The organism is Nocardia sp. NPDC049149, from assembly GCF_043197455.1.
In the GTDB taxonomy this organism is placed as follows: Bacteria; Actinomycetota; Actinomycetes; order Mycobacteriales; family Mycobacteriaceae; genus Nocardia.
The window spans coordinates 183,319-205,365 of record NZ_JBICTD010000014.1 but is presented as its reverse complement, the minus strand read 5'-3'; the positions used below and the strand labels follow the sequence as shown (position 1 = coordinate 205,365).

Annotated in this window: 23 protein-coding genes and 1 pseudogene; 13 read left to right on the top strand and 11 right to left on the bottom strand. The window is 66.8% G+C overall.

Going from position 1 to position 22,047, the window contains the following annotated elements:
• Nucleotides 1-324 precede the first annotated feature (324 nt).
• Entirely contained in the window at nucleotides 325-891 is a 567-nt protein-coding gene (locus ACGFNJ_RS39910) for a hypothetical protein (protein ID WP_393461078.1), read from the top strand.
• A 60-nt stretch (nucleotides 892-951) separates the two neighbouring features.
• On the opposite strand, the gene ACGFNJ_RS39905 is transcribed toward ACGFNJ_RS39910, so the two are convergent.
• Nucleotides 952-1,902: a LysR family transcriptional regulator gene (locus tag ACGFNJ_RS39905; RefSeq protein WP_393461077.1), complete on the bottom strand. Its 951-nt coding sequence runs from the start codon at nucleotides 1,900-1,902 to the stop codon at nucleotides 952-954.
• Nucleotides 1,903-1,997: 95 nt separating this feature from the next.
• Between ACGFNJ_RS39905 and ACGFNJ_RS39900 the strand changes: the two genes are divergently transcribed.
• Entirely contained in the window at nucleotides 1,998-2,714 is a 717-nt protein-coding gene (locus ACGFNJ_RS39900; RefSeq protein ID WP_393461075.1) for an SDR family oxidoreductase, read from the top strand.
• An 11-nt stretch (nucleotides 2,715-2,725) separates the two neighbouring features.
• Here ACGFNJ_RS39900 and ACGFNJ_RS39895 read toward each other — a convergent pair whose 3' ends face one another.
• The 3 genes from ACGFNJ_RS39895 to ACGFNJ_RS39885 form a co-directional block, all read right to left on the bottom strand.
• Nucleotides 2,726-3,499: a DJ-1/PfpI family protein gene (locus ACGFNJ_RS39895; protein WP_393461073.1), complete on the bottom strand. Its 774-nt coding sequence runs from the start codon at nucleotides 3,497-3,499 to the stop codon at nucleotides 2,726-2,728.
• A gap of 135 nt (nucleotides 3,500-3,634) precedes the next feature.
• Nucleotides 3,635-4,957, bottom strand: coding sequence for a bifunctional o-acetylhomoserine/o-acetylserine sulfhydrylase (locus tag ACGFNJ_RS39890; RefSeq protein WP_393461071.1), 1,323 nt, complete (start codon nucleotides 4,955-4,957; stop codon nucleotides 3,635-3,637).
• Between the two features lie 37 nt (nucleotides 4,958-4,994).
• Nucleotides 4,995-5,555, bottom strand: coding sequence for an OsmC family protein (locus ACGFNJ_RS39885; protein ID WP_393461069.1), 561 nt, complete (start codon nucleotides 5,553-5,555; stop codon nucleotides 4,995-4,997).
• A 30-nt stretch (nucleotides 5,556-5,585) separates the two neighbouring features.
• Between ACGFNJ_RS39885 and ACGFNJ_RS39880 the strand changes: the two genes are divergently transcribed.
• Together ACGFNJ_RS39880 and ACGFNJ_RS39875 are read left to right on the top strand one after the other, a co-directional pair.
• The gene (locus ACGFNJ_RS39880; protein ID WP_393461067.1) at nucleotides 5,586-7,595 is read left to right on the top strand and encodes an NACHT domain-containing protein; all 2,010 of its coding nucleotides are present in this window, start codon (nucleotides 5,586-5,588) and stop codon (nucleotides 7,593-7,595) included.
• 38 nt (nucleotides 7,596-7,633) lie between these two features.
• On the top strand, nucleotides 7,634-8,296 hold the full coding sequence (locus tag ACGFNJ_RS39875) for a peptidylprolyl isomerase (RefSeq protein ID WP_393461065.1): 663 nt from the start codon (nucleotides 7,634-7,636) through the stop codon (nucleotides 8,294-8,296).
• 77 nt (nucleotides 8,297-8,373) lie between these two features.
• On the opposite strand, the gene ACGFNJ_RS39870 is transcribed toward ACGFNJ_RS39875, so the two are convergent.
• Nucleotides 8,374-9,186 (bottom strand): hydrolase, encoded by an 813-nt coding sequence (locus tag ACGFNJ_RS39870; RefSeq protein ID WP_393461122.1) that lies wholly within the window; start codon nucleotides 9,184-9,186, stop codon nucleotides 8,374-8,376.
• 168 nt (nucleotides 9,187-9,354) lie between these two features.
• Nucleotides 9,355-10,149 (bottom strand): AraC family transcriptional regulator, encoded by a 795-nt coding sequence (locus ACGFNJ_RS39865; protein ID WP_393461063.1) that lies wholly within the window; start codon nucleotides 10,147-10,149, stop codon nucleotides 9,355-9,357.
• A 49-nt stretch (nucleotides 10,150-10,198) separates the two neighbouring features.
• Between ACGFNJ_RS39865 and ACGFNJ_RS39860 the strand changes: the two genes are divergently transcribed.
• From ACGFNJ_RS39860 to ACGFNJ_RS39850, 3 genes are all read left to right on the top strand, one after another.
• The gene (locus tag ACGFNJ_RS39860; RefSeq protein WP_393461061.1) at nucleotides 10,199-10,630 is read left to right on the top strand and encodes a DUF2000 family protein; all 432 of its coding nucleotides are present in this window, start codon (nucleotides 10,199-10,201) and stop codon (nucleotides 10,628-10,630) included.
• Between the two features lie 249 nt (nucleotides 10,631-10,879).
• A complete protein-coding gene (locus tag ACGFNJ_RS39855; RefSeq protein WP_393461059.1) occupies nucleotides 10,880-11,233 on the top strand; it encodes a hypothetical protein in 354 nt (117 codons plus the stop codon).
• A gap of 90 nt (nucleotides 11,234-11,323) precedes the next feature.
• Nucleotides 11,324-12,001 (top strand): hypothetical protein, encoded by a 678-nt coding sequence (locus ACGFNJ_RS39850; RefSeq protein ID WP_393461057.1) that lies wholly within the window; start codon nucleotides 11,324-11,326, stop codon nucleotides 11,999-12,001.
• A gap of 15 nt (nucleotides 12,002-12,016) precedes the next feature.
• On the opposite strand, the pseudogene ACGFNJ_RS39845 reads toward ACGFNJ_RS39850, so the two are convergent.
• Both ACGFNJ_RS39845 and ACGFNJ_RS39840 read right to left on the bottom strand, forming a co-directional pair.
• A pseudogene (locus ACGFNJ_RS39845) lies at nucleotides 12,017-12,325 on the bottom strand (serine hydrolase); the annotation flags it as partial.
• The gene (locus tag ACGFNJ_RS39840; RefSeq protein WP_393461055.1) at nucleotides 12,322-13,452 is read right to left on the bottom strand and encodes a HoxN/HupN/NixA family nickel/cobalt transporter; all 1,131 of its coding nucleotides are present in this window, start codon (nucleotides 13,450-13,452) and stop codon (nucleotides 12,322-12,324) included. The pseudogene ACGFNJ_RS39845 and the gene ACGFNJ_RS39840, both read right to left, overlap by 4 nt.
• Nucleotides 13,453-13,583: 131 nt before the next feature.
• Here ACGFNJ_RS39840 and ACGFNJ_RS39835 point away from each other — a divergent pair, with 131 nt between their 5' ends.
• The 3 genes from ACGFNJ_RS39835 (at nucleotide 13,584) to ACGFNJ_RS39825 (ending at nucleotide 16,101) form a co-directional block, all read left to right on the top strand.
• On the top strand, nucleotides 13,584-14,060 hold the full coding sequence (locus ACGFNJ_RS39835) for a Fur family transcriptional regulator (protein ID WP_393461053.1): 477 nt from the start codon (nucleotides 13,584-13,586) through the stop codon (nucleotides 14,058-14,060).
• Nucleotides 14,061-14,202: 142 nt separating this feature from the next.
• On the top strand, nucleotides 14,203-15,723 hold the full coding sequence (locus tag ACGFNJ_RS39830; RefSeq protein WP_393461051.1) for a catalase: 1,521 nt from the start codon (nucleotides 14,203-14,205) through the stop codon (nucleotides 15,721-15,723).
• Nucleotides 15,724-15,771: 48 nt separating this feature from the next.
• Entirely contained in the window at nucleotides 15,772-16,101 is a 330-nt protein-coding gene (locus tag ACGFNJ_RS39825; RefSeq protein ID WP_393461049.1) for a plasmid stabilization protein, read from the top strand.
• 27 nt (nucleotides 16,102-16,128) lie between these two features.
• Here the strand turns inward: ACGFNJ_RS39825 and ACGFNJ_RS39820 are convergent, their stop codons facing one another.
• The gene (locus tag ACGFNJ_RS39820; protein ID WP_393461047.1) at nucleotides 16,129-16,818 is read right to left on the bottom strand and encodes a TetR/AcrR family transcriptional regulator; all 690 of its coding nucleotides are present in this window, start codon (nucleotides 16,816-16,818) and stop codon (nucleotides 16,129-16,131) included.
• Nucleotides 16,819-17,160: 342 nt separating this feature from the next.
• Here ACGFNJ_RS39820 and ACGFNJ_RS39815 point away from each other — a divergent pair, with 342 nt between their 5' ends.
• The 3 genes from ACGFNJ_RS39815 to ACGFNJ_RS39805 are packed head-to-tail and all read left to right on the top strand — an operon-like array spanning nucleotide 17,161 to nucleotide 19,963.
• Entirely contained in the window at nucleotides 17,161-17,928 is a 768-nt protein-coding gene (locus ACGFNJ_RS39815) for an MBL fold metallo-hydrolase (RefSeq protein WP_393461045.1), read from the top strand.
• Nucleotides 17,916-18,962: a dipeptidase gene (locus ACGFNJ_RS39810; protein ID WP_393461043.1), complete on the top strand. Its 1,047-nt coding sequence runs from the start codon at nucleotides 17,916-17,918 to the stop codon at nucleotides 18,960-18,962. Before ACGFNJ_RS39815 ends, ACGFNJ_RS39810 begins: the two co-directional genes overlap by 13 nt.
• A gap of 2 nt (nucleotides 18,963-18,964) precedes the next feature.
• Complete coding sequence (locus ACGFNJ_RS39805) at nucleotides 18,965-19,963, top strand: 2-dehydropantoate 2-reductase (RefSeq protein ID WP_393461041.1); 999 nt, start codon at nucleotides 18,965-18,967, stop codon at nucleotides 19,961-19,963.
• 68 nt (nucleotides 19,964-20,031) lie between these two features.
• Here ACGFNJ_RS39805 and ACGFNJ_RS39800 read toward each other — a convergent pair whose 3' ends face one another.
• Nucleotides 20,032-20,301: a GlsB/YeaQ/YmgE family stress response membrane protein gene (locus ACGFNJ_RS39800; protein WP_393461120.1), complete on the bottom strand. Its 270-nt coding sequence runs from the start codon at nucleotides 20,299-20,301 to the stop codon at nucleotides 20,032-20,034.
• A 274-nt stretch (nucleotides 20,302-20,575) separates the two neighbouring features.
• A complete protein-coding gene (locus ACGFNJ_RS39795; RefSeq protein WP_393461039.1) occupies nucleotides 20,576-21,952 on the bottom strand; it encodes a flavin monoamine oxidase family protein in 1,377 nt (458 codons plus the stop codon).
• Nucleotides 21,953-22,047: the final 95 nt, after the last annotated feature.

Below are 22,047 nucleotides of genomic sequence, written 5' to 3'. Positions count from 1 at the left end.
CGACGCTGGATGGACGATGAAGCCGAGGCAAAGGTAGCCACAACCTCTGGCAGTGCGGGGCGGGGAAGCACACCGTCACGGTGCCAACTGGCCACGGCTCGATCAGCCCGGGCGTAGTCCGCGCGATTCGCAAGCGAGTTGCGAGCTGTACGTGCTGAAAGGAGCGAAGGCGCAATGAAGTACACAGCTCATGTCACGGGCCGCGATGGGCGTTGGTGGGCGGTATGGATTCCCGCTCTCGGTGAGGATGCTCGAACACAGGCTCGGCGCCTCACTGAGGTCGAGGGTGAGGCGCGCGATTACATCGCAGTGACACTCGACGTCGTGCCGTCGACGGTGGACGTCGAGGTGGTGGTCGACGACTTCGGTGGTGCGCACGATGTTCAGGAGCGCTCGGCGTGGATTCTCGACGTGCGACGGCAGATCGAATTGCTCGAGACCGAGGTCCAGGAGGCTACGAAAGTACTCGCGTTGGAGCTGTCCAACGATGGGGTTCCCATGCGCGACATCGCGACACTGGTTGGCACGACGTTCCAGCGTGTTGGGCAGCTCGTCGCCGAGCACGATTCCAAGGACCTGGACACGATTCGTCAGGACGCTATCCGCCAGATCCAAAGGACCATCGCCGATTTGCACGATCGCGGCAAGAGTGCGCCCCTGTGGGACTTGGCGTTTCCCGCGCCCATCGCTGTTGCGCTACCAAAACGTGCGACTACGGATGAGATGCTCAACCGGGTAGCGGACTCCATGATTCTCGCCTACGGCAGCGGGAAGTCTCGCACGATGGTGCATCAGCTGGCCGCCAGATTGATGAACGCCGACGCTGCGGATCGAGGAGAAGCGGTCGACAGTGTCGATGCTGCGGTACGTCGCGACAAACCGCAGGAATGAACGGTGCGTCTGAAGAGCCCGGATTCGTCGGGTCGAGCCCGGATGGGCTTGCTGAGGGTGTCATTGGGATAGGGACGCAGAGCCGCTCTGGAGGGTTGGTGTCTGTGATCGGGTAGGGCACAGACCGTGCGGGGCCGTGCGGTGGAGGGCGGCGGCGGTGTGGACGAGGGCGGCGGCGGTGTGGACGAGAGCGGCGACTTCCGGGGAGTGGGTGGTTGGGGGCCACGCGATCACTGTGGTGACGTCGGGTGCGTCGATGACGGGGACGGCGATGTGTTCGGGCCACTGCCAGGCGCGGCTGGAGGCGGGGATGACGAGCAGGGTTTTGCCGAGGGCGACTAGCTGGGCGATCTGGGACTGGGTGCGCACCTTCGGTCCGCGGCCGGCCGGGAAGGATCCGTCGAGTCTCGGCCATCGGGCGATCGGCAGGTCCGGCACGTCGGCGACATCCGCCAGCGTGAGCTGTTCGCGTAATGCGAGGGGATGCGTCGCGGGCAGGATCGCGACTTGGCTTTCGACACAGAGGTTTTCGGTGTCGAACCCGGCGAGGTCGTCGTACGGGCGGTGCATGATCGCGACGTCGGCGCGGCCGTCGCGAAGCAATCGTGCCTGCTCGCCGACCTCGCACAGGATGACCTCGATCGGCGCCGCGCCGAGCTCGCTCCTCGGCGCGGCGAGCAGCCGTCGCAACAGTTCGTGGGATGCGCCTGCCTTCGTCGCGAGGACCAACGACCGCTTCGGATTTCCGGCACGTCGCGTCCGGCGCGCTGCGGCCGCGACCGCGTCGAGGGCCGCCCCGGCCTCCCGCAGGAGCACCGCGCCCGCTGCGGTGAGCGCCACCCCGCGACGGTCCCGGTCGAGGAGTTGGACATCGAGCCGCCGCTCCACCTGCCGGATCGCACGGGAGAGCGCAGGCTGGGCGATCCCGAGCCGAACGGCGGCCCGGCCGAAATGCAATTCCTCGGCGACCGCGACGAAGTACCTGAGTTCGCGAGTCTCGAGATCGTCCACGCCGAGCAGCCTACTGACTCGTGATGCCCGGCGATTATCACAGGCAGCTGAAACGGTATTGGACGACGCGTGCGCGCTCGCCGAGCATAGGTCGAGTGAATGACACGAAGATCGCGCTGGTCACCGGCGCGAACAAGGGAATCGGCTTCGCCATCGCGCAGGGGCTCGGGGCGCTCGGCTGCACAGTGGCGGTGGGGGCTCGCGACGAGGTCAGGCGCGAGCAGGCGGTCGAGCGGCTGCGTGCCGCGGGCGTCGACGCGTTCGGGGTTGCCCTCGACGTCACCTCCGATGACAGCGTCGCCGCTGCGGCGGCGACCCTCGAACAGACCGCGGGACGGCTCGATGTGCTCGTCAACAACGCGGGCATCGCAGGCCCGATCGACGGCGGCACACAGGATCCGACCACCCTCGACCTCGATGTTGTCCGGACTGTCCTCGACACCAACGTGTTCGGGGTCGTTCGGGTGACGAACGCGATGCTGCCGCTGCTCACCCGCGCACGCTCGCCGCGCATCGTCAACATGTCGAGCACCATGGGCTCGCTGACACTGCAGCCCGGGCCGGTCCTTGCCGCGTACGCACCGTCGAAGTCGCTGCTCAACAGCGTCACAGCGCAGTACGCCCGCCGCCTCGCGGACACGAACGTCATCGTGAACGCCGCCTGCCCCGGCTTTGTGGCGACCGACTTCACCGGCTTCAACGCACCGCGGACGCCCGAGCAAGGTGCCGCCATCGCAATCCGGCTCGCCACCCTCCCGGACGACGGACCGCGCGGCGGATTCTTCGACGACGCGGGTGTCATCCCCTGGTAAGCCGGGCGAACTCAGCGCTGGACGGGGCGCTTTCGGGAGCCGAGGTGGCGCCGGGAGCGGGCTCGGGCGAGTGCGCCGTCCCAGAGCAGGCGCGGAATGGCGATGCCCTCGCGGAGGACGGTGCGCGGTTCGGCGACGAGGAGGTCGGCGGTTTCGCGGGCGACTACCGCGGCGGCCTTGCGGCGGACCGAGGCGGAGGCCTTGGACATGTGGCCGCTGTCGAAGGGAGGTTGCGGGTCGTATTCGATGAGAAGTTGGATGGCTTCGGCGGTTTCGCGGTTGGCGATCTGCGCGGTCAGCCAGAGGCCGAGGTCGATGCCTGCGGAAACGCCTGCGGCGGTGACGATTTTGCCTTCGCGGACGATGCGGTCGTCGGGGCGTGGGGTCACGCCCAAGGCCGAAAGCGCAGGCAGACCCGCCCAGTGCGAGGTGGCGGACTTGCCCGCCAGCAGACCTGCTCGGGCGAGGATGACCGAACCGGTGCAGACCGACGTGGTCCAGAGGGTGGTCTTGTGGACGCGGCGTAGCCAGTCGGCCAGACCCGCGTCTTCCGCGGCCGTCGCGGTGGCGGGTCCGGAGCCACCGATGAGAACGATGTCAGGAGACGGGGTTTCCTCGAACGAGTGGGTGGCGGCGAGGAGCAGGACGCCGCTGTCGGTGGTGATCGGGCCTGGTTCGTTCCAGACGAACCGGATGTGCACGCCGGGGACCAAGCGGAGGACCTCGTAGGGTCCGATCACATCGAGCGCGGTCATGCCCGGATAGAGAACGATGGCGATCTGCATTGCACCCTCCCGTAGATATGTACGGGACAGTACTACGCGGACCTCTCAGTGTGGAGAGCTACTTTTGTACTCCGACCCAGCGCAACCGATTCGGCGCCCGACTCTCGCTGCAGGTCGGGCGCCGAATCGAATTCACTACCCGACCGCGGCGAACCCGACGCGCAGATCGGCGAGGATGTCGTCGATCCCCTCGATGCCGACCGCGAGCCGGACCAGACCAGGGGTGACGCCGGAGGCAAGCTGCTCCTCCGGGGTCAGCTGAGAGTGCGTGGTCGAGGCCGGATGAATCACCAGCGACCGCACGTCACCGATGTTGGCGACATGACTGTGCAACCGCAGCGCCTCGACGAACCGCTTGCCCGCGTCCACGCCCCCGGCGAGTTCGAAGCCGACCACCGCGCCGGTCCCCTTGGGCGCCAACGTCTGTCCACGCTCGTACCACGGCGAGGACGGCAGCCCCGCGTAGGACACCGACGTGACTTCCGGCCGGTCCCTGAGGAATTCGGCGACCTGCTGCGCATTCGCCACATGCCGTTCGACCCGCAGGCTCAGCGTCTCCAGACCCTGGCTGATCAGGAACGCGTTGAACGGCGACACCGCGGCGCCGAGATCGCGCAGCAACTGCACCCTGGCCTTCAACGCATACGCGGGCGCGCCCAGGTCGGCGTACACCACACCGTGGTAGCTCGGATCCGGCTCGACGAAGCCGGGGAATCGCGGCGCGTCCCCGGCCCGAACGGTCCAGTCGAAGGTGCCGCCGTCGACGATGACACCCGCGATGGCCGCACCGTGTCCGCCGAGGTACTTCGTCGCGGAGTGCACGACGATATCGGCGCCATGGGCCAGCGGCTGAATCAAATACGGTGTGGCGACGGTGTTGTCGACGATGAGCGGAATACCGGCGGCGTGCCCGACCTCCGCGATCCCGGCGATGTCGAAGATGTGGTTCTGCGGGTTGGAGATCGTCTCGCCGTAGAACGCCTTGGTGTTCGGCCGGATCGCGGACTGCCACTGCGCCAGGTCATCCGGATCGTCGACGAACGACACCTCGATACCGAGCCGCGGCAAGGTGTAGTGGAAGAGGTTGTAGGTGCCGCCGTAAAGCCGTGGGCTGGAGACGATGTGGTCACCCGCGCTGGCGAGGTTGAGAATCGCGAGGGTCTCGGCCGCCTGCCCGGACGCGAGCAGCAGCGCGGCGACGCCGCCCTCCAGTGCGGCGATGCGCTGCTCGACCGCGTCCTGGGTCGGGTTCATGATGCGGGTGTAGATGTTGCCCGGCTCGGCCAGGCCGAAAAGCTTTGCCGCGTGGTCGGTGTCGCGGAAGGTGTAGGAGGTGGTCTGGTAGATCGGCAGGGCACGCGCGCTGGTCGTCCCGTCGGGCACCTGGCCTACATGGATCTGCTTGGTCTCGAAGCTCCAGTCGGCGGACGGGTCCTGCGACACAGCGGGTTCGGTCATCTCTGCTCCTGGTTGTCCAAAGGTGATGGTACGCGGCTCAATACGTGATCAGCGTGGTATCGACCGGAGTGCTGCCGGTGGTGAGATCCAGCACCGGGCAATGTGCGTCGACCGCTTGGCGCAATTCGTCGTAGCGTTGCGGCGTCTCCGGGCCGCCGATGCGGACCGTCACCCGCACGGCCTGAAATCCGGGCCGGACGGAGTCGTCGAGACCGAAGAATCCTCGGACATCCAGATCACCCTCGGCATGTACTTCGAGCTCGTCGACGGTGATGCCGAGGCGCTGGGCCCAGAACCGGTAGGTGACCACGTGACACGAGATCAAGGCCGCCAGGTAGACCTCGACCGGGTTGGCCGCGGTGTCCGTGCCGCCGAGGGTCGCAGGCTCGTCCACGCGAATCGTGTGGGTGCGGGTGTTGATCGCGCTGCCCACAGTGCCTTCGGGGGTTCCGGTGGCGTGGAAAACCACCAGCGCGTTCGCAGGGTCGGCCGCGACCGCCCGCGCGGTGGCGTCGCCGATGTCGTTGAGCGGGGTGCTCAGGTCAGTGGTCACGGCAGTGACGCTAGGAACAACAATGCCGGTTGACGATGGTTTCATTCGGACTGAGCCCAAGGGTGGACCTCACCGATGGCAGACTCGTCCTTCATGACGGGTGGGCCGGAAGTGGTGGCGATACGGGCGGGGGCAGGCGTTGCGAAGCCGATCGGTAGTTGGGTGTTGCGCAAGATTCGGCCGGATGTCTCGCGGGCCGCGCTGATCACGCACGCCGACAACCTCGCAGATGCGGTGCTGCGCAGGGAGACGATCCTGCGCGATCAGTTGCGTGTCGGTCCCGATCGGGTGCTGGATCTCGAGTTCCATTCCTCGACAAGCACTGTGCTCGCCCCGGCTGGAGAGGTCGGGAAGCTGTCGGAACTCGGCGCATACTTCCGGAAGACCGCAGCACAGCGGCTGATCGTGCTCGGCAAGCCCGGCGCGGGTAAGACGGTGACGGCGATCCACCTGCTGCTCGATCAGCTCGCCGATCGCACCACCCTTGTCGATGCCGTGCGTGCCGACACACCGGTCGCGGTCCGCGTGAATGCGGCCGGATGGGATGGCAGTCAACGGTTTTCGCGGTGGTTGGCGAACCAGTTGACCATTCATTACGGGGTGCACGGCAGGGTCGCGCAGGCGCTGGTCGATACCGGCCGGATCCTTCCGATCCTCGATGGGCTCGACGAAATGGATCCACCCGACGACACTGCGCCGCGAGCCGCCACCACGCTGGACCGACTCAACGAAGTGCCGTGGCGAAATCGGCCTGTCGTTGTCATGTGCCGCAGTGCAGTTTTCGCTGCGGTCCGAGAGGCTCGCGGCGACAACGGATTACACGGTGCCGTCAGCATTACCCTGCAGCCGCTCACCGCGACCGACATCTACTGCTACCTCGAGGACTACTTCCACCAACTCGGGATCCCCAGGGAGCAGTGGGCTTCGGTCACCGACCACCTGGCTGAGGCGCCGAACGGCCCCCTCGCCGAGGCGTTGCGCAGCCCGTGGCTGCTCGGGCTGGCGGCCGACGCATTACAGCGCGGCACCAAGAACCCACCCGCGGGGATCATGTCGGTCGACCAGCCCGACGAGATCCGCAATGTGCTCCTGGACTCCATGGTTCCGGCGGCGCTGGCGGGGACCGAGCACACCGGCCAGGTCGGCACTTACACCGAGACCGAAGTGCGCATCTGGCTCGGCAACCTTGCGGACCACCTCTACCAAGAGCGCGGCAGCGGGCGCGACGGGGCCGATATAGCGCTCGATCAGATCTGGCAGCTCGCTGGAAAATGGCGTGTTGCCAGTGCCCATATCACCCTCGCCGCGCTGACCTTCGGTCTCGCGGCCGGGCTGGTGACCACATTTCTCCCCAAGATCGAGCCGAAGGTCGTTTTCCTTTTGGCGGCCTCGATGGTGGGGTTGATCGCGAGCCTGTACGCCAGTGAATCGGCCGATGGCATCGTCCCGGGTTTCGGTCTCCGGTCCGAACGGCTCGCCTGGCGCGTCACCGGCCATTCCCGGTGGCGCCGAGGAATGCGCAGCGGACTGACCATCGCACTGTTGCTGACGATCGTCATTGGTGTTGTCCCGGTGTGTAGCTGGTTGCTCGGCACCATGTCGGCGGCGTCAGCCGCAGGCGGGCTGCTGGCATTGTTCGGGTACGCGTCGCAATTCGCCCTGGCTACCGGCCTGGTGGTCGGCTTGAGCACCAGCACCAGCGAACGCCTCGCGCTCGGACAAGACGAGCGGCGGCTCGTTCGGGACGGTTTCGTCTTCGCACTGACCGCGGGGTTGATCTTCGTGGTCGTCCTCGGACTCGGCGGAGTGGTCATCGACGTGCTGACGGCCGGGGATTCAGGCTATTTCCATGGAGCACCGGGCGACGGGATGATCGGAGGACTAGTAGCGGGGTGCTTCATACTGTGGCTCTTCGGGCTCGCCGCGCAACGATATCTGGTGGCGTCCTTGATATTTCGCTGGACCGGAACCTTCCCGGCGCGGCCGGCGGTCTTCCTCGACTGGGCTCGCAACACCGGGTTGTTGCGCGTCACTGGTGTCGCCTATCAGTTCCGCCACGACATGCTCCAGCAGCGGCTGGCGTAACCCGCACATCGAGTCCTCGATCGTCGTAAGGTCCCCCCATGAGATCGCGTTGGGCTCTTGCTGCTGTTGCCTCCCTGTTCGCCGGGCTCGTTGCCGCCGCTCCGGTGCAGGCGGCACCGAATTTCCCGGTCGTCACGTGTGCGTTCACGCCGACCGCACCGGATAATCCGGCCGCGCGGCCGGTGTCGCCGCCGTTGCCGGTGGCTTTGGCGATCGGGACGGCGCGCGTCACGTTCACCACCAACTATGGGCCGATCGAGGTCGAGCTGAACCGGGCCGGTGCTGCGCCGTGCGGGGTGCAGAACATGATCAGCCTGGTGACGCAGCGGTTCTACGACAACAGCGAATGTTGGCGGCTGACGAACTCGGCTCGCCTCGGCGTGCTGCAATGCGGCGACATCTTCGAGGTCGAAAAGGGCGGGCCGGGTTACCAATTCCCCGATGAGGTGGACGGCACCGAAACCTATGAGCGCGGCACGATCGCGATGGGTAATCAGGGAGCCGGGACCAACGGGAGTGAGTTCTTCTTCGTGCACTCCTTCGCCAACATTCCCGCGAACTATTCGGTGCTCGGCAAAGTGGTCCGTGGCATGGACGCGCTCGACCGGATGGTCGCGGCAGGCATCACGCCGAGCGAGCGTGGACCGCTCGACGGTGCGCCCGCCGCGCCGGTGAAGATCGAGTCCGCGTTCGTCAGCTGATCCAGCTCCAGGAAAGGACGTGGGTCGCTGGACCCACGTCCTTTCCCGTTCAGTTGCTGCCCGCGTTCGGGACTCGCTCAGGTGAGATGATCGAAATCCCCACGTACCCAACGGATATAACGGTCAGCCGAGCGGCGAATGGTGGCGCGGGCGTCGGACTGGATCATCTTGCCGAAATTGTCGTAGAGGCGATCGAACTCGAACTCCTCGACTGCCGTGGTGACGCGTTCGACCACGGTGGGTGACAACGGAATTCGGTTGGGATAGCTGCGCATGAAAGCGACCGACTTGCGATCGGGATTGGCCTGGATCGTGTCCGCGCTCATCAACACACCCTTGCCACCCGCGCCCGCCGCCCAGTGCGCGACCGCACTGCCCGCGAAGTGACCGCCCAACTGGCACAAGGTGATTCCCGGCAACAGCTCCTCCCGGCCGGACCATGGGCGAATCACCGGATCTGGCCGCGCGACCCACTCCAGGTCTGCTTCAGCGACCAGCACCGGCACCCCACCCAGCGCCCGGCTCCACTCCACCTGAACGCCATAGTGATGCGGGTGACTCGGCACGATCGCGACCACCTCGCCGAGCTCACGAACCTGACGCACCGCGTCCTCGTCGACGTACCCGGTCAAGTCCCACAGCAGATTCCCCGCGGGTGTCCGCAGCAAATGCGACTCCTGCCCGATGCCGACCTCCGGCTCGACCGTCACCGCGAACAGATCCGGTTCCAACTCACGTACCGCCACCTTGTGCCCCGCAGCGGTCAATTCGTCGAGCGTCGTCCACTGCTGCCCGTCGGCAGGCACCCACTGCCGCTCGTCCGCACAGATGCGACACACCTGCGCCGCCCCCTCATGCTCGACCCCACAGGTTCTACAGATCTTCCACATATCCACCTCTTCCCCTCAGTACACCCACCCTCGTTTCTACCCCCGACCGCCTTCCCCTCACACAGGTTTCGTGACGAGGGGGCACTGGTGGCGGAGGCTTCTCGCACGATGCCGCCACCAGTGCCCCGTGATCAATCGACCAACTCGAGAGCGCCGCGGGCCGGAGGCCTAGGGGTGGGACCTGGCGAAGCGGGCGGGGGTGGTGCCGACTATGCGGCGGAAGTGCCGGGTGAGGTGGGGTTGGTCGTAGAAGCCTGCGGCGAGGGCTACGGCGGCGGGTGGGTGGCCGTCGAGCAGGAGGCGGCGGGCGTGATCGACGCGGCGCGACATCAGGTATTGGTGGGGTGGAATGCCGAAGGTGCGGGTGAAGGCACGGACCAAGTGAGTGGGGTGCGCGTGCACCTGCTTGGCGGCCGCGTCGAGAGTGATACCGCGGACCAGGTTTTCGTCGAGGAGGTCGCGCAGGCCGTGCGCGACGCCGTGGACCGGTGCGACGACGGCGGGTTCGCGGGGGCGTAGGTGCAGTCGGAGACGTTCGGCGATCAGCGCCAGCCTGCTTTCGGCTTCCAGCTCGTCGCCGCGCCGGCCGAGGACGGTGTGCACCTGGCCGACGCGGCGGCGCAGCAGCGGATCGGCGAAGTCGGGGCCATCGGCGGCGGAGCCGATGTAGTCCAGATCGAGGTGGGTGTCGTCGAGGTACAGGACGCGCTTGCGAAAGCCGTGTGGCGTGGCGGGCGACCCGTTGTGCGGAATGTGCGGCGGCAGCAGCGAAACCGTGTCGGCAAGGGTGCCGTGCTCGTGCCGGTTCAGGTCGTAGCGGATGGCGCCGTCGTCGACGATCAACAGAGTCCATGCGTCGTGCACGTGCATCGGATAGGCGTGCTCGGTGAAATGGGCGTGGAACACCTCGACCACACCCGCGACCGGTGGGCGCCACGCCCGCGTCCGCTCGCCGCTCACCATGCAAGAAACGTACAAGACCGGACCTACCCCGCCCAGGCAGCCTGGCGTGATGGGAACCGAGACCACCACAGTCCGCTTCGACACCAAGATCGCCGTGCTGCTGCGCACCGACCTCGCGGTCTGGCAACGCCTGAACGTGACCGCATTCCTGGTCAGCGGCCTCGGCACACACGTGCCCGAGGTGATCGGCGAGCCGTACACCGACGCCGACGCCACCGCCTACCTGCCGATGTTCCGCCAGCCCGTGCTCGTCTTCGAAGGCACCAAAGAAGTCCTGACCGCCGCCCACGACAAGGCGGTGACCCGCGCACTCCCCACCGCTGTCTTCACCGCCGACCTGTTCGCCACCGGAAACGACCACGACAACCGCGCCGCCGTCGCCGCAGTCCCCCGCACCCACCTCGACCTCGTCGGCATCGCCGTCTACGGCCCCAAGAACGCCGTCGATAAAATCCTCAAAGGCGCACACATGCACCCCTAGCCGCGCGGCCCGACGAGTGGCACATGGCTGCGGCAAAACGCGAGTAGACCTCTCCGTGGTGTGCCACTCGTTGGCCGATTCGGTGGGCGAAAGGTTTCGAATGTCTTGTGGGCGGGAATCTTCCACAGCGCCGAGGCTTCTGGTCGTCGTCGGCTGAACGGGAGACAGACGTGGAGGTTCAATCCTGGCACGCTGAAAAGTGCTTGAAGATTTGAACGTTCTACCGAAATGAGATCCGAGGAACCAGCCATGACCAGCGCGAAACATGCCGGACTGCTGCTACTCGAGGCACTTGCCGCCACTGTCGTGTGCCTCGGTGTCGCCACCGCGGGCACACCGGCGATCAGCCAGGCGGCACCCAACACCGGTGCCGTCGACATGAACGACTACTGCAACTGGCGCTACGGGGGCGCCACCGCGCAAGTGCTCGACCCACACAGCGCCTTCAGCTGGAACTGCATGCACGGACCCGCCATCGCGGGCGGCGTCGATGTCGACGTCCAGTGCCGCAGACAGTACGGCACCTTCACGTTCTCTCGCTTCGGCGACACCAGAGACCCGTACAGCTGGTTCTGCCAGTGGACGCGGACAGGTCCCGGATAGCGTCGACCGTTAGCGGCGTGCCGAATCGGGTATTGCGAGCACCGATGTCATGGTGTCCTGCGAGGTCCGGTCGACGAAAGGCAGTGCGCGATGTTCACAGGAGTTGTTCGCAAGTCCGTCGAGTCACTGCTCGATACCGGGTCGCGGGTGCAGGCGCCGCTGGCCACGAAGTACGTCGACTTTCTGCGGAGCAGGCGGCCCGATCAGTCGCCTGCCGAGATCGCGCGGCGGTTGGAGTGGCAGTACCTGACGACCGTGACGACCAGTGGCGTGGTGGTCGGGCTCAGTGCGGCGGTGCCGGGGATCGGCACGCTGATCGGGCTGGCCGCGACCGCCGCGGAGACCGCGTTCTTCCTCGAAGCGTCCACGGTGTACACCTTGGCCACGGCGGCCGCGCACGGTGAGGACCCGGTGCAGAGTCCGCGGCGCCGTGAGCTCGTGCTCGGCGTCGTGCTCGGCGAAGGCAGTGCGGAGGTGTTGGCACGCAGCACCGCGCGCCGCGCCAAGAGTTGGGACACCGCGCTGGCCGACAAGATTCCTGGCCTTCGGAATATGAAAGATTCGGCGTCGAAGCGTTTTCTGGTGCACTTCGCGGCGAAACGCGCAGTCCTGTTGTTCGGGCGCGTCTTGCCCGCGGGCATCGGCGCGGTGGTCGGCGGGGCAGGCAACCGCGCGCTCGGCAAGGCCGTCGTCACGAACGCACGCCGCGAACTCGGGGCCACTCCCCTGGCTTGGCCGTCTTCCGGTGCGGTGTATGACACGGTGTAACCAGGCGAGTGGCCATCAGGTGAGTGCGGCGACGATCTGACTGGTCGCCTCGGCGATGAGCGGTCCGCTCGCTTCGGCTTCGTAGCCGGTGCGGTCGGACATGATCGCGAGGACAAGGGGTGCGGCATTTGGCGGCCAGACGATGGCGACGTCGTTGGCTCGACCCCAATCGCCGGTTCCGGTCTTGTCGGCGACCCGCCAGTCCTTGGGGACGCCTGCTCTGATCCGTTGTCCGCCGGTGAGATTGCGTTCCAGCCAGTCGGTCAGGCGGGCGCGCTGGTCGGCAGGCAGTGCGTCGCCGAGGACGAGCTGACGGTAGCTCAGTCCGCCTGCCGACCGGCGGGCTGCAGCTGCGTCGACCATTTCTCCTCGATGCGCCCGTATCGCCAGATGAGCAGCGCCGCCACCCAGGTGACCACGAACAGGCCGACGATGACATACCCGAGGATGTTGAGGTCGAGTCCGCCGACCCAGTCCCAGAATCCACCGTGCCAGCCGAATTCCTCGGCAAGCAGCGCCAGCAGCTCGACGGTGCCGATGATCAACGCGACCGCCACCGACAACGCGGTGATGGTGATGTTGTAGTACACCTTGCGCACCGGCTTCGAAAACGCCCACCCGTAGGCGAAATTCATGAACGACCCGTCGATGGTGTCGAGCAGGCTCATGCCCGCCGCGAACAGGATCGGCAGGCAGAGAATGGCATACCAGGGCAGCCCGACCGCGGCGCTGGTTCCGGCGAGCACCAGCAGTGCGACCTCGGTCGCGGTGTCGAAACCGAGCCCGAACAGCACACCGATCGGATACATCTGCCACGGCTTGGTGATCGACTTCATGATGCGGCCGAAGAAACGATTCATGAATCCGCGATTGTTCAACTGCTCCTCGAGCGCGGCCTCGTCGTAGTGGCCGGAGCGCATGTCCCGGAACACCCGCAGGATGCCGACCAGGATGACGATGTTGATGATCGCGATGATGTACAGGAACGTGCCGGAGACGGTGGTGCCGATCAGCCCGGTGTAGTGGTGCAGCGCCGAGGAATCGTCTTCGACCGGGCCGACGATCGCCTTCACCCCGACCGAAAGCAGCAGCGCGAGCGCGAACACGACGCTCGAATGGCCGAGCGAGAAATAGAACCCGACCGAGAGCGGACGCTGCCCGTCGTTCATCAACTTTCGGGTGGTGTTGTCGATCGCGGAAATATGGTCGGCGTCGAAAGCGTGCCGCAGGCCGAGGGTGTAAGCGGTGAGGCCGACGCCGATGCCGAAGGTCTTCTCGCCGAGGCTCAGTTGCTGCGGGGCGACGAAGGCGACCAGGGTGACCCAGCCGATGACGTGTAGCGCGATGATCACCCCGACCATGCCCGATATCCCGGCCCATTCCCGTGGGCTCAATGCGGTGCGAATCATGGAGAGACGGGAGGCTTTTCGGTCTACAACCGTTTTCGTCATGGCATGTCCTCTGGAGAGTTCTCGCTGTTCAACCGTAAGCCCGTGCCGTCTCTTGTTGCCATCGATTGGCAAGAAGCTGCCAGGAAAAGGGTAATTGGCACCGACCCGCGTTCGACGGGGACACTGGCTGCATGGCAAGCCGTATCGCGCCGACCCCTGGCTCCGATCCCGCGAACGCCGATCGGGAGTCCCATTTGCGCTCGCTGCTGCGCGAGCACGGATTGCGCTGCACCGCACCGCGTCTGGCGGTGCTCGCGGTGCTCGATGCGCAGACCGTGGCGGGCCACCTCAGCGCGGCCCAGATCCATCAGCGGCTCCTCGAACAGGGCCGCGAAGTGGACGTCACCACGGTGTACCGGACGGTCTCGACGCTCGTCGAGATCGGCATCCTGCACACGCTGACCGTCGACGACCGCGCCACCTACGGCCTGGCCGACACGCCACACCATCACGCGGTCTGCACCCGCTGCGGCAGGTTGATCGAGGTACCGGCCGCGCACGTCAGCACGGCGGCAGTGCAGGCAGGCCTCGGCACTCAGTTCACCCTCTCCGAGCGCACCGCCCTCACCATCCACGGCCGCTGCGCCGACTGCCAGCGCGAAGGCTGACCTGCGAGGTCACCGGAATCATCGGATCGGTCCACGTTTGGTCCTCGATGTGCCGGGCATCCGGCACACGTGCCACCAGCCAGGCACGCCGACCGCAGCGCGGCCACCAGCGGCCCGCGCCGCCCGGCAAAGGAGGAGGAAGATGCCGAATCCGAACTTCACCACCGATGACGCCGGTATTCCGGTACCGAGCGACGAACACTCATTGACCGTCGGCCCCGACGGCCCGATCTTGCTGAACGATGCCTACCTGATCGAGAAGATGGCGGCCTTCAATCGGGAACGCGTCCCGGAACGGCAGCCGCACGCCAAAGGCGGCGGTGCGTTCGGCGCCTTCGAGGTGACCAGCGATGTCAGCGCCTACACCAAGGCCGACGTGTTCCAACCCGGCAAGAAGACCGAAGTGCTCGCCAGGTTCTCGACCGTCGCAGGCGAGCGCGGCAGCCCGGACACCTGGCGGGACCCGCGCGGCTTTGCGCTGAAGTTCTACACCGAGCAGGGCAACTTCGACATGGTCGGCAACAACACGCCCGTCTTCTTCGTCCGTGATCCGATGAAGTTCCAGGACTTCATCCGCTCCCAGAAGCGCCGCGCCGACAACAACCTGCGCGATCACGACATGCAGTGGGATTTCTGGACGCTGTCACCGGAATCCGCGCACCAGGTGACCTGGTTGATGGGCGACCGCGGCATTCCGCGGACCTGGCGGCACATGAACGGCTACTCCAGCCACACCTATCTCTGGTACAACGCGGCGGGCGAACGGTTCTGGGTGAAATACCACTTCAAGACCGATCAAGGCATCGAGTTCTTCACCCAGGACGAAGGCGACCAGATGGCGGCGATCGACACCGACTATCACACGCGCGACCTGTGGGAACACATCGACGGCGGCGAGTTCCCCAGCTGGACGCTGCACATGCAGATCATGCCGTTCGAGGAGGCAAAGACCTACCGCTTCAACCCCTTCGACCTCACGAAGGTGTGGCCGCACGGCGACTACCCGCTGCACGAGGTCGGCAGGATGACGCTCAATCGCAACCCGGCGGACTATCACACCGAGATCGAGCAGGCCGCGTTCGAGCCGAGCAATGCGGTGCCAGGGACCGGCCCGAGTCCGGACAAGATGCTGCTCGGCAGGTGGTTCTCCTATCCGGACGCACACCGCGCCAGGATCGGCGTCAATTACAAAGAGCTGCCGGTCAATTCGGCACACGCCGCCGAGGTTCGGTCGTATTCGAAGGATGGGTTGATGCGGCACCACAACCCGGGCGACCCGGTGTACGTGCCGAATTCGAAGGGCGGCCCGCACGCCGATCCCGCGGTGTCCGGTCCGGTCGTCGGCTGGCACTCCGACGGCGAGATGGTGCGCACCGCTTATGCATTGCGCCGCGACGACGACGATTGGGGCCAGCCGGGCACCATGGTCCGCGAGGTGCTCGACGACGCGGCCCGCGAGCGGCTGGTCGACAACATCGTCGGCCATCTGCTCAACGGCGTCACGGCGCCCGTGCTGTCGCGGGCGTTCGACTACTGGCGCAACGTGGACAAGGACCTAGGCGACCGGATCGAAGCGGGATTCCGGGCCAAAGCCGACGAGCGCGACCCCAAGGCCGAAAAGCAAGCCAACCCCGCTCGCTCTTCGGCCCAGGACAAAGCCTGACGGTTTGCTGACAAACACTCGGGTATCCGATGCACAAGGAGGTGTGACATGCCAGAAGCATGGAGTAACAAGCGAGAACGGCAGTACCAGCACATCGTCGAGTCGGAGAAGGACCAGGGGGCAGGCACTAAGCGCGCGAAGGAGATCGCCGCACGCACGGTCAACAAGAACCGTGCACAGTCCGGCGAATCCAGAACCGCAAGCCGGTCCTCGACCAACGACATGTCGCCACAACGCCGCGGCGGCAAGCGATCTGGCACCAAGGGACCTAAGGGCCCGACGCGCGATCAGCTCTATAACGAAGCGCGCCAACGCAATATCGAGGGCCGCTCGAAGATGACCAAGGGCGAGCTGGAAAAGGCGCTCGGCCGCAAGTAGTTCGGCAGCCGGTTCCGGCTGAACGGCCTACTCCCCCTGGTGTTTCGGGTATGCGCCGGACAGTTGCGCGGCCTCTTCGATGCGGCCTGCCTCGACGAGCTCGCCGAGGAACAGTGCGCGGATGGCGCGTTGCAGGCTGACGCGGTCGACTTCCAGGTTTTCGCGGGTCAGCGCGTGCATCGCGTATCCGTCGACCAGCGCGGCGTAGGACTCGGCCGCGCCTTCGGGATCGGGGGCCCCGACCGCGGTCAGCGCGGTGGTCGCGACCTGGCGCAGCGCGGCGAGCGCATCGGCGACCATCGCGCGGTGTTCGGGCTGCCGACCGGCCTGCAGGTAGGCCTCGAAGATGGCCATGCTCTGCGTGCGGTTGGCTGCCGCTGCACCGGCGAAAAGCCCCGCCATCCCGGCGAAATCGAGCTGCTGCGTCGCGAGCACGGTGTTGAGCGACGACATCACCCGCACCCGCTCGGCGGTGAAGACGCGAAGCGCCTCTGCCGCAAGCTCTTCGATCGACTCGAAGAAATAGCTGATGGTGGCCAGCGGCACGCCCGCCTGCTCGGTCACCGCCCGATGCGTGACACCGGCCCAGCCGCGTTCGGCGACCACCTCGACCGTCGCCGCCAGCAGCGCGTCGCGGCGGGCGGTGCCCGAGGCTCGGTGCCTGCGCGCCCGCGGCGGGGCTGCTTGCTTCGGATCGGGGGCAGGTTCGGCCGACATACCGTCGATCCTAGACACCTCTTCGTCGATCCTAGCTGCAGCTATGCCGCAAGTCTGGAAGATCTTCTAGACTTTGCCAAGTTTGTCGGGCATGCTGAGGACAGCGCGGCACCGCCGCCCTACGCGACGCATCTCGACCGCCTCGCGAAAGTCGAATACATATCCCGGAGCGCGCGGCCTGCCTCTCGCCGCGAAATACCGCATGCGCGTAATGCGCCGACGCTAGGAGTATCGATGCGGATTCATCACCTCAATTGCGGCACTCTGCGACCGCCTTCGCCTCGGTTGGTGAACGGGACTGGATCGCTGTTCGGGCGCGGGAAATGCGTGTGCCATTGCCTGTTGATCGAAACCGACACGAACCTCGTCTTGGTCGACACCGGCATCGGCCTGCGCGACGTCGCGCAGCCGACCAAGACCCTCGGCGCCGATTTCGTGTGGGGCGTCCATCCCGTCCTCGATCCCGACGAGACCGCGATCCGGCAGATCCAGCGGCTCGGCTACCGCGCAAACGACGTCGGGCACATCGTGATGACGCACCTCGACATCGATCACACCGGCGGCCTGCCCGACTTCCCGCACGCGACCGTGCACGTCAACGCGGACGAAATCGCCGCTGCCCGTATGCCGCTCACGTTCATCGAACGCCGGCGCTATGGCGGCGCGTCCTGGGCGCACGGGCCCAAATGGGCCGAACATCGCACCGAAGGCGCCGAATGGTTCGGGTTCCGTGCGGTGCGTGAGCTCCCCGGGCTGCCCGCCGAAATCCTGCTGGTCCCCCTCGATGGTCATACGCGCGGACATACCGGCATCGCGATCGACACCGGCGCGAGCACGGGCCCGCGTTGGCTGTTGCATGCCGGTGACTCCTATGACCATCACAATCAGCTGGCCGCAGACCCGAGCTGCCCACTGGGGTTGAAAGCGTTTCAGTATGCGCTGCAATCCAATAGGTCCAATCGCCTGCACAATGTCGAACGCCTTCGCGAACTCGCCACCACCGGCGAAGTCGATATCTTCTGCGCCCACGACCCGGACGACTTCGACCGTTTCGCGCCGATACGGTCCGCCAAGCAACTCGAATCCGCAGCCCGGCTATGCACGAATTGAGCCTCGTAGCCGCGTTATCGGGCCGAGCACCGATCATCGACTTGCACGCGCACGGCCTGAGCATCATTCCCGGCTGGCTCCGCACCCTCGGCAAGAAGGCGGTCTCGATGCCGTCCGCCCCGCTGTCGGTGCTGCGGGAGGAGCACGTCAACCTGTCCGTGCTCACCGCTGTCGGCGATCCGCTCGGCACCCGATGGCGCGCCCGGTCGCCCTGGTCGGCGGTCGTCGATCAGCTGTCGGCAGCGCGCGCCGAGGCAGCGGCGGCAGGCGTCACCGTGGTGACCGAGGCGGCGTCGATTACGCACGCCAGCGGGCCTGCGGTCATCCTCGGCGTCGAGGGCGCGGATGTCGTTGGCGCCGAGCCGGATCGGTTGATCGAGTTGCACGAGCTCGGCGTGCGCGTGCTCGGCCTGGTGCACTACTCGGACAACAAGCTGGGCACCATCGGCATGTCCGCGTTCGGCGGCCGGGGCACCAGGGCGGTCCGCGGCGGCCGCCGGTCCGCCGGCCTGAGCCGGCTCGGCAAAGAGGTTGTCGCGGAGATGAACCGGCTGGACATGCTGATCGATCTCGCGCACGCGGACTTCGCCACCACGATGTCGGCCTGCGAGCACAGCACCGCACCGGTGGTCAGCTCACACACCGGCGTGACCGGCGCGCAAGACTTTCCGCGGTTCATCAGCGACGCGGAGGTCGAGGCGATCGCCGCGACCGGCGGCGTGATCGGCCTTTCACCGTCGCGCATCGGTTCCTACGCGATGCAGGACCTCGACGACTTCGCCAGGCACGCAGCGCATGTGGCACAACTGGTCGGCGCCGAGCACCTCTGCGTCGGCACGGATATGAACGGTGTCATCGGCTACCTCGACGGATTCGGCGGACCACGAGACCTGCCCATGCTCGCCACGGCGCTGACGCACACCGGCTTCGACGCCGCCGAGGTGCGCGGGATCCTCGGCGACAACGCGCTCCGGGTCTTGAAAACCGTGCTGTCACACGATGGTCAGCCGGTCCCCCAACACAGCACGCCCTAGCCATGCGGTTCGCTGTCGTCGGCGCGGGCAGCGTCGGTTGTTATATCGGCGCCCGGCTCCAGGTCTGCGGCCACACTGTCGTCTACATCGGGCGACGGCCGATCGCCGACGCGGTCGCGACGCACGGTCTCGAAGTGTCCGACTATCGCGGGTGGTCCGCGACGGTGGACCGGGACGACTGCTGGTTCACCGAGGAGATGGCGTTGGCCGCGACGGCCGACGCCGTGTTCGTCACGGTGAAGTCCGGGGCGACCAGAGACGTGGCCGCGCTCCTCGGCCGCGGACTGTCGCGGCATACGTCAGTCATCAGCCTGCAGAACGGAATACGCAACGCGGCCCAGCTGGCCCGCGAATGTCACGGCGTCGCGGCAGGCACGGTCGGCTTCACCGTGGCGCGGGTCGGGCCGACGCATTTCCGGCAGGCCAGCAAGGGCGGGCTCACGATCGGGCCCGCGGCGACGGACGTCGCGGCGGCACTGACCGCGGCAGGCCTGCCGACCGCGACGCGCCGCGAGATGCTCCCACTCCAGTGGGGAAAACTGTTGCTGCACTTGAACAATGCGGTGAACGGGCTGTCCGGGTTGACCCTCGGCGACCAACTGGCCCAGCGCGATTTCCGGCGGGTGTACGCCGCGGCAGTAGCCGAGGGGCTAGGGGTGCTCCGCATCGCAGGCCAGCCGGTCGCTAGCCCGCTCGCCATCCCGCTCGCCGCCGTCCCGCGCATCCTGCGCGCACCCGATTCCCTCTTCGCCCGCGCGGCACAACAATTCGTACCGATGGACCCGACAGCGTGCTCCTCCATGGCCGATGACCTCGCCGCCGACAAACCCACCGAGGTCGACTACCTCAATGGCGAGATCGTCGCCATGGCAGCCCGTTTGGGCACCACCGCACCCGTCAATGCCGCGCTGGTCAAGCTCGTCCACGACACCGAACGCACCCGCAGGCGCCCATGGTCTGCCGACGCGCTGCTCGCCGCCGTCGGCGCGACGGCGCAGTAACCCCTTTGCCGGAAACGCCACCGCGGCCGGTGTCGAAACACCGGCCGCGGTCATCGGATTGGGTCAGCTCAGCGTGAGACGCGCCCCGTGACCAAGCGGACCAGGAACAGCAGGATGACCGCGCCGCCGAGACAGGTGAAGAAGCTGAACCAGAGGCCGCCGCCTTCGACGTTCACGCCGAGCAGCTTCAGTAGGAAACCACCGAGGAGGCCGCCGACCACCCCGACCACGATGTTGAGCAGGATGCCCTGCTGGGCATCCGTCTTCATGACCTTGCTGGCGATCCAGCCGGCGATACCGCCGATGATGATCCATCCGAGGATCCCGAGACCGAGCATGATGTCCTCCACTTGATGTGCTGCCGCGCTCGCGGTGAGCGCGCCGTCCGGGCGAATACCCGTCGACGCGTGCGTCACACAGGTCCCGGCCGAGGTCACACCTCGCGCACCGGGGCTATCGCCACGGCCGATCAGGTGACCCGCGTGAGACGCCGAAAACACGCCCCGAGGTGGGGGCTATCCGGAGTTACCTGCGGTCGGAACATTTCGCCCTAGCCCAAGATTGTTCCCTATTTCCGAGGGCCGAGTCGAGAGTTCGCTGCGGACTGTCGCGCTATCGCGGCTCGTCGGACAGCGCCGTGAGAATCTCGTCCGCGGCGCGCTCGCCCGAGCGGATCGCGCCGTCCATATAGCCCATCCACACTGTCGCGGTCTCGGCACCCGCCCAATGCACCCGGCCGACGGGCATGCGCAGCGCACGGCCGTACGCGGTCCAGGTGTTGGGCGGGAAGAACGCGCCGTAGCAGCCACGGCTCCATTCCTCTGCGGCCCAATCCTTTTCGAGGTATGTGCGTGGTCGCTGCGCCTGCGCGCCGAAGAACCGGACGAAGGCAGCGAGCACCTCGGCTCTGCGGTCGGCCTCGGTGCCACTGGCCAATGCGCGGGCGGTCCGCGCTTCCAGGAAGGCGAGCAGGACGCCGGGGCCGCCTTCGGCGGGCGAGTTGTCGAACACCGCTTTCACCGGGCCCGCGGTCGCGATCACCTGGCCGGACAGACCGTTGTCGCGCCAGAACGGAGCCTCGTACACCGCCATGCATTTGATGACCGACCCGTTCGGTGTGCGCTGGGTCAACAGATCGCGATCGGTGGGCAGCTGCGGCGAATAGGTGAGCCTGCCCGACAACGCCGGATTCATCGCGACGATCACCCGCCGCGCACGCACCGCGACGGTGTCGCCGTGCACGATCACCGAGGACGCGGTCTGCGCGATCCGTCGGATCGGCGTCGCAAGCAGCAGGTCTTCCCGCGGCATCCTGGCCGCCATCGCCACGGCGATCCGCTGCGAGCCGCCGACCACCCTGCTCTCCTGCGCACCGCCGTCGGTATCGATCAACCGATCGATGCCGCCCGCGGCATGGATGTAGGCGAGCAGATGCAGCAACGACACCTCGGCGGGATCGGCCGCCCACACCATTTCACACACGATGGTGATCACCGCACGGCCCGCGGCGCTGAAAACCCCACGCCGCATCCAGGTTTCGACGGTTTGGCCATCCCACTCGCCCGCCCGTGCCGCCTGCCACGGCGCCGCCGCAGGCACCGTGCGCGCCATCCGATCCAGGCGCTTCAGCGCGACGAAGCCTTCGCCGAGCCCCGGCGCCGGGATCAACGGGAACCGGCCACGAAACCGGTGCAGTCGGCCACGATGCTCGAAGAGGTGCCGACCCGCATTGTGGGTGGGATAGATCCCGAGGCCGAGTTCCTCGATCACCGCCAGGATCCGATCCTGACCGGGACCGACCCACTGACCGCCGACTTCGACGACGTGTCCGTCCCCGATCGGATGATTCAGCGTCCGGCCGCCGACCCGGTCCCTCGCCTCGGCGATCACCACCCGTGCACCGTTGTCGCGTAGTCGTCGCGCCGCGCTCAATCCGGCCAGACCGGCACCCACGACCACCACATCGGCTTCCCGCGTCACTGCAGTCATGTGCCGTCCGTCCTCGCCGCCAAGGGGTACCGCTGTCGAGTATCGGCGATGCCACGCCGTCCAGGACAGGTGTTAAGCCGCTCTTGGCAGCTCGG

Coding starts and splice junctions, on each gene's coding strand:
- ACGFNJ_RS39805 (WP_393461041.1), top strand. CDS start 18,965: ATGCGGTTCGCTGTCGTCGGCGCGGGCAGCGTCGGTTGTTATATCGGC.
- ACGFNJ_RS39835 (WP_393461053.1), top strand. CDS start 13,584: ATGGCAAGCCGTATCGCGCCGACCCCTGGCTCCGATCCCGCGAACGCC.
- ACGFNJ_RS39840 (WP_393461055.1), bottom strand. CDS start 13,452: ATGACGAAAACGGTTGTAGACCGAAAAGCCTCCCGTCTCTCCATGATT.
- ACGFNJ_RS39870 (WP_393461122.1), bottom strand. CDS start 9,186: ATGTGGAAGATCTGTAGAACCTGTGGGGTCGAGCATGAGGGGGCGGCG.
- ACGFNJ_RS39810 (WP_393461043.1), top strand. CDS start 17,916: ATGCACGAATTGAGCCTCGTAGCCGCGTTATCGGGCCGAGCACCGATC.
- ACGFNJ_RS39895 (WP_393461073.1), bottom strand. CDS start 3,499: ATGCAGATCGCCATCGTTCTCTATCCGGGCATGACCGCGCTCGATGTG.
- ACGFNJ_RS39885 (WP_393461069.1), bottom strand. CDS start 5,555: ATGAAACCATCGTCAACCGGCATTGTTGTTCCTAGCGTCACTGCCGTG.
- ACGFNJ_RS39865 (WP_393461063.1), bottom strand. CDS start 10,149: ATGGTGAGCGGCGAGCGGACGCGGGCGTGGCGCCCACCGGTCGCGGGT.
- ACGFNJ_RS39795 (WP_393461039.1), bottom strand. CDS start 21,952: ATGACTGCAGTGACGCGGGAAGCCGATGTGGTGGTCGTGGGTGCCGGT.
- ACGFNJ_RS39880 (WP_393461067.1), top strand. CDS start 5,586: ATGGCAGACTCGTCCTTCATGACGGGTGGGCCGGAAGTGGTGGCGATA.
- ACGFNJ_RS39800 (WP_393461120.1), bottom strand. CDS start 20,301: ATGCTCGGTCTCGGGATCCTCGGATGGATCATCATCGGCGGTATCGCC.
- ACGFNJ_RS39890 (WP_393461071.1), bottom strand. CDS start 4,957: ATGACCGAACCCGCTGTGTCGCAGGACCCGTCCGCCGACTGGAGCTTC.
- ACGFNJ_RS39875 (WP_393461065.1), top strand. CDS start 7,634: ATGAGATCGCGTTGGGCTCTTGCTGCTGTTGCCTCCCTGTTCGCCGGG.
- ACGFNJ_RS39860 (WP_393461061.1), top strand. CDS start 10,199: ATGGGAACCGAGACCACCACAGTCCGCTTCGACACCAAGATCGCCGTG.
- ACGFNJ_RS39825 (WP_393461049.1), top strand. CDS start 15,772: ATGCCAGAAGCATGGAGTAACAAGCGAGAACGGCAGTACCAGCACATC.
- ACGFNJ_RS39850 (WP_393461057.1), top strand. CDS start 11,324: ATGTTCACAGGAGTTGTTCGCAAGTCCGTCGAGTCACTGCTCGATACC.
- ACGFNJ_RS39830 (WP_393461051.1), top strand. CDS start 14,203: ATGCCGAATCCGAACTTCACCACCGATGACGCCGGTATTCCGGTACCG.
- ACGFNJ_RS39820 (WP_393461047.1), bottom strand. CDS start 16,818: ATGTCGGCCGAACCTGCCCCCGATCCGAAGCAAGCAGCCCCGCCGCGG.
- ACGFNJ_RS39855 (WP_393461059.1), top strand. CDS start 10,880: ATGACCAGCGCGAAACATGCCGGACTGCTGCTACTCGAGGCACTTGCC.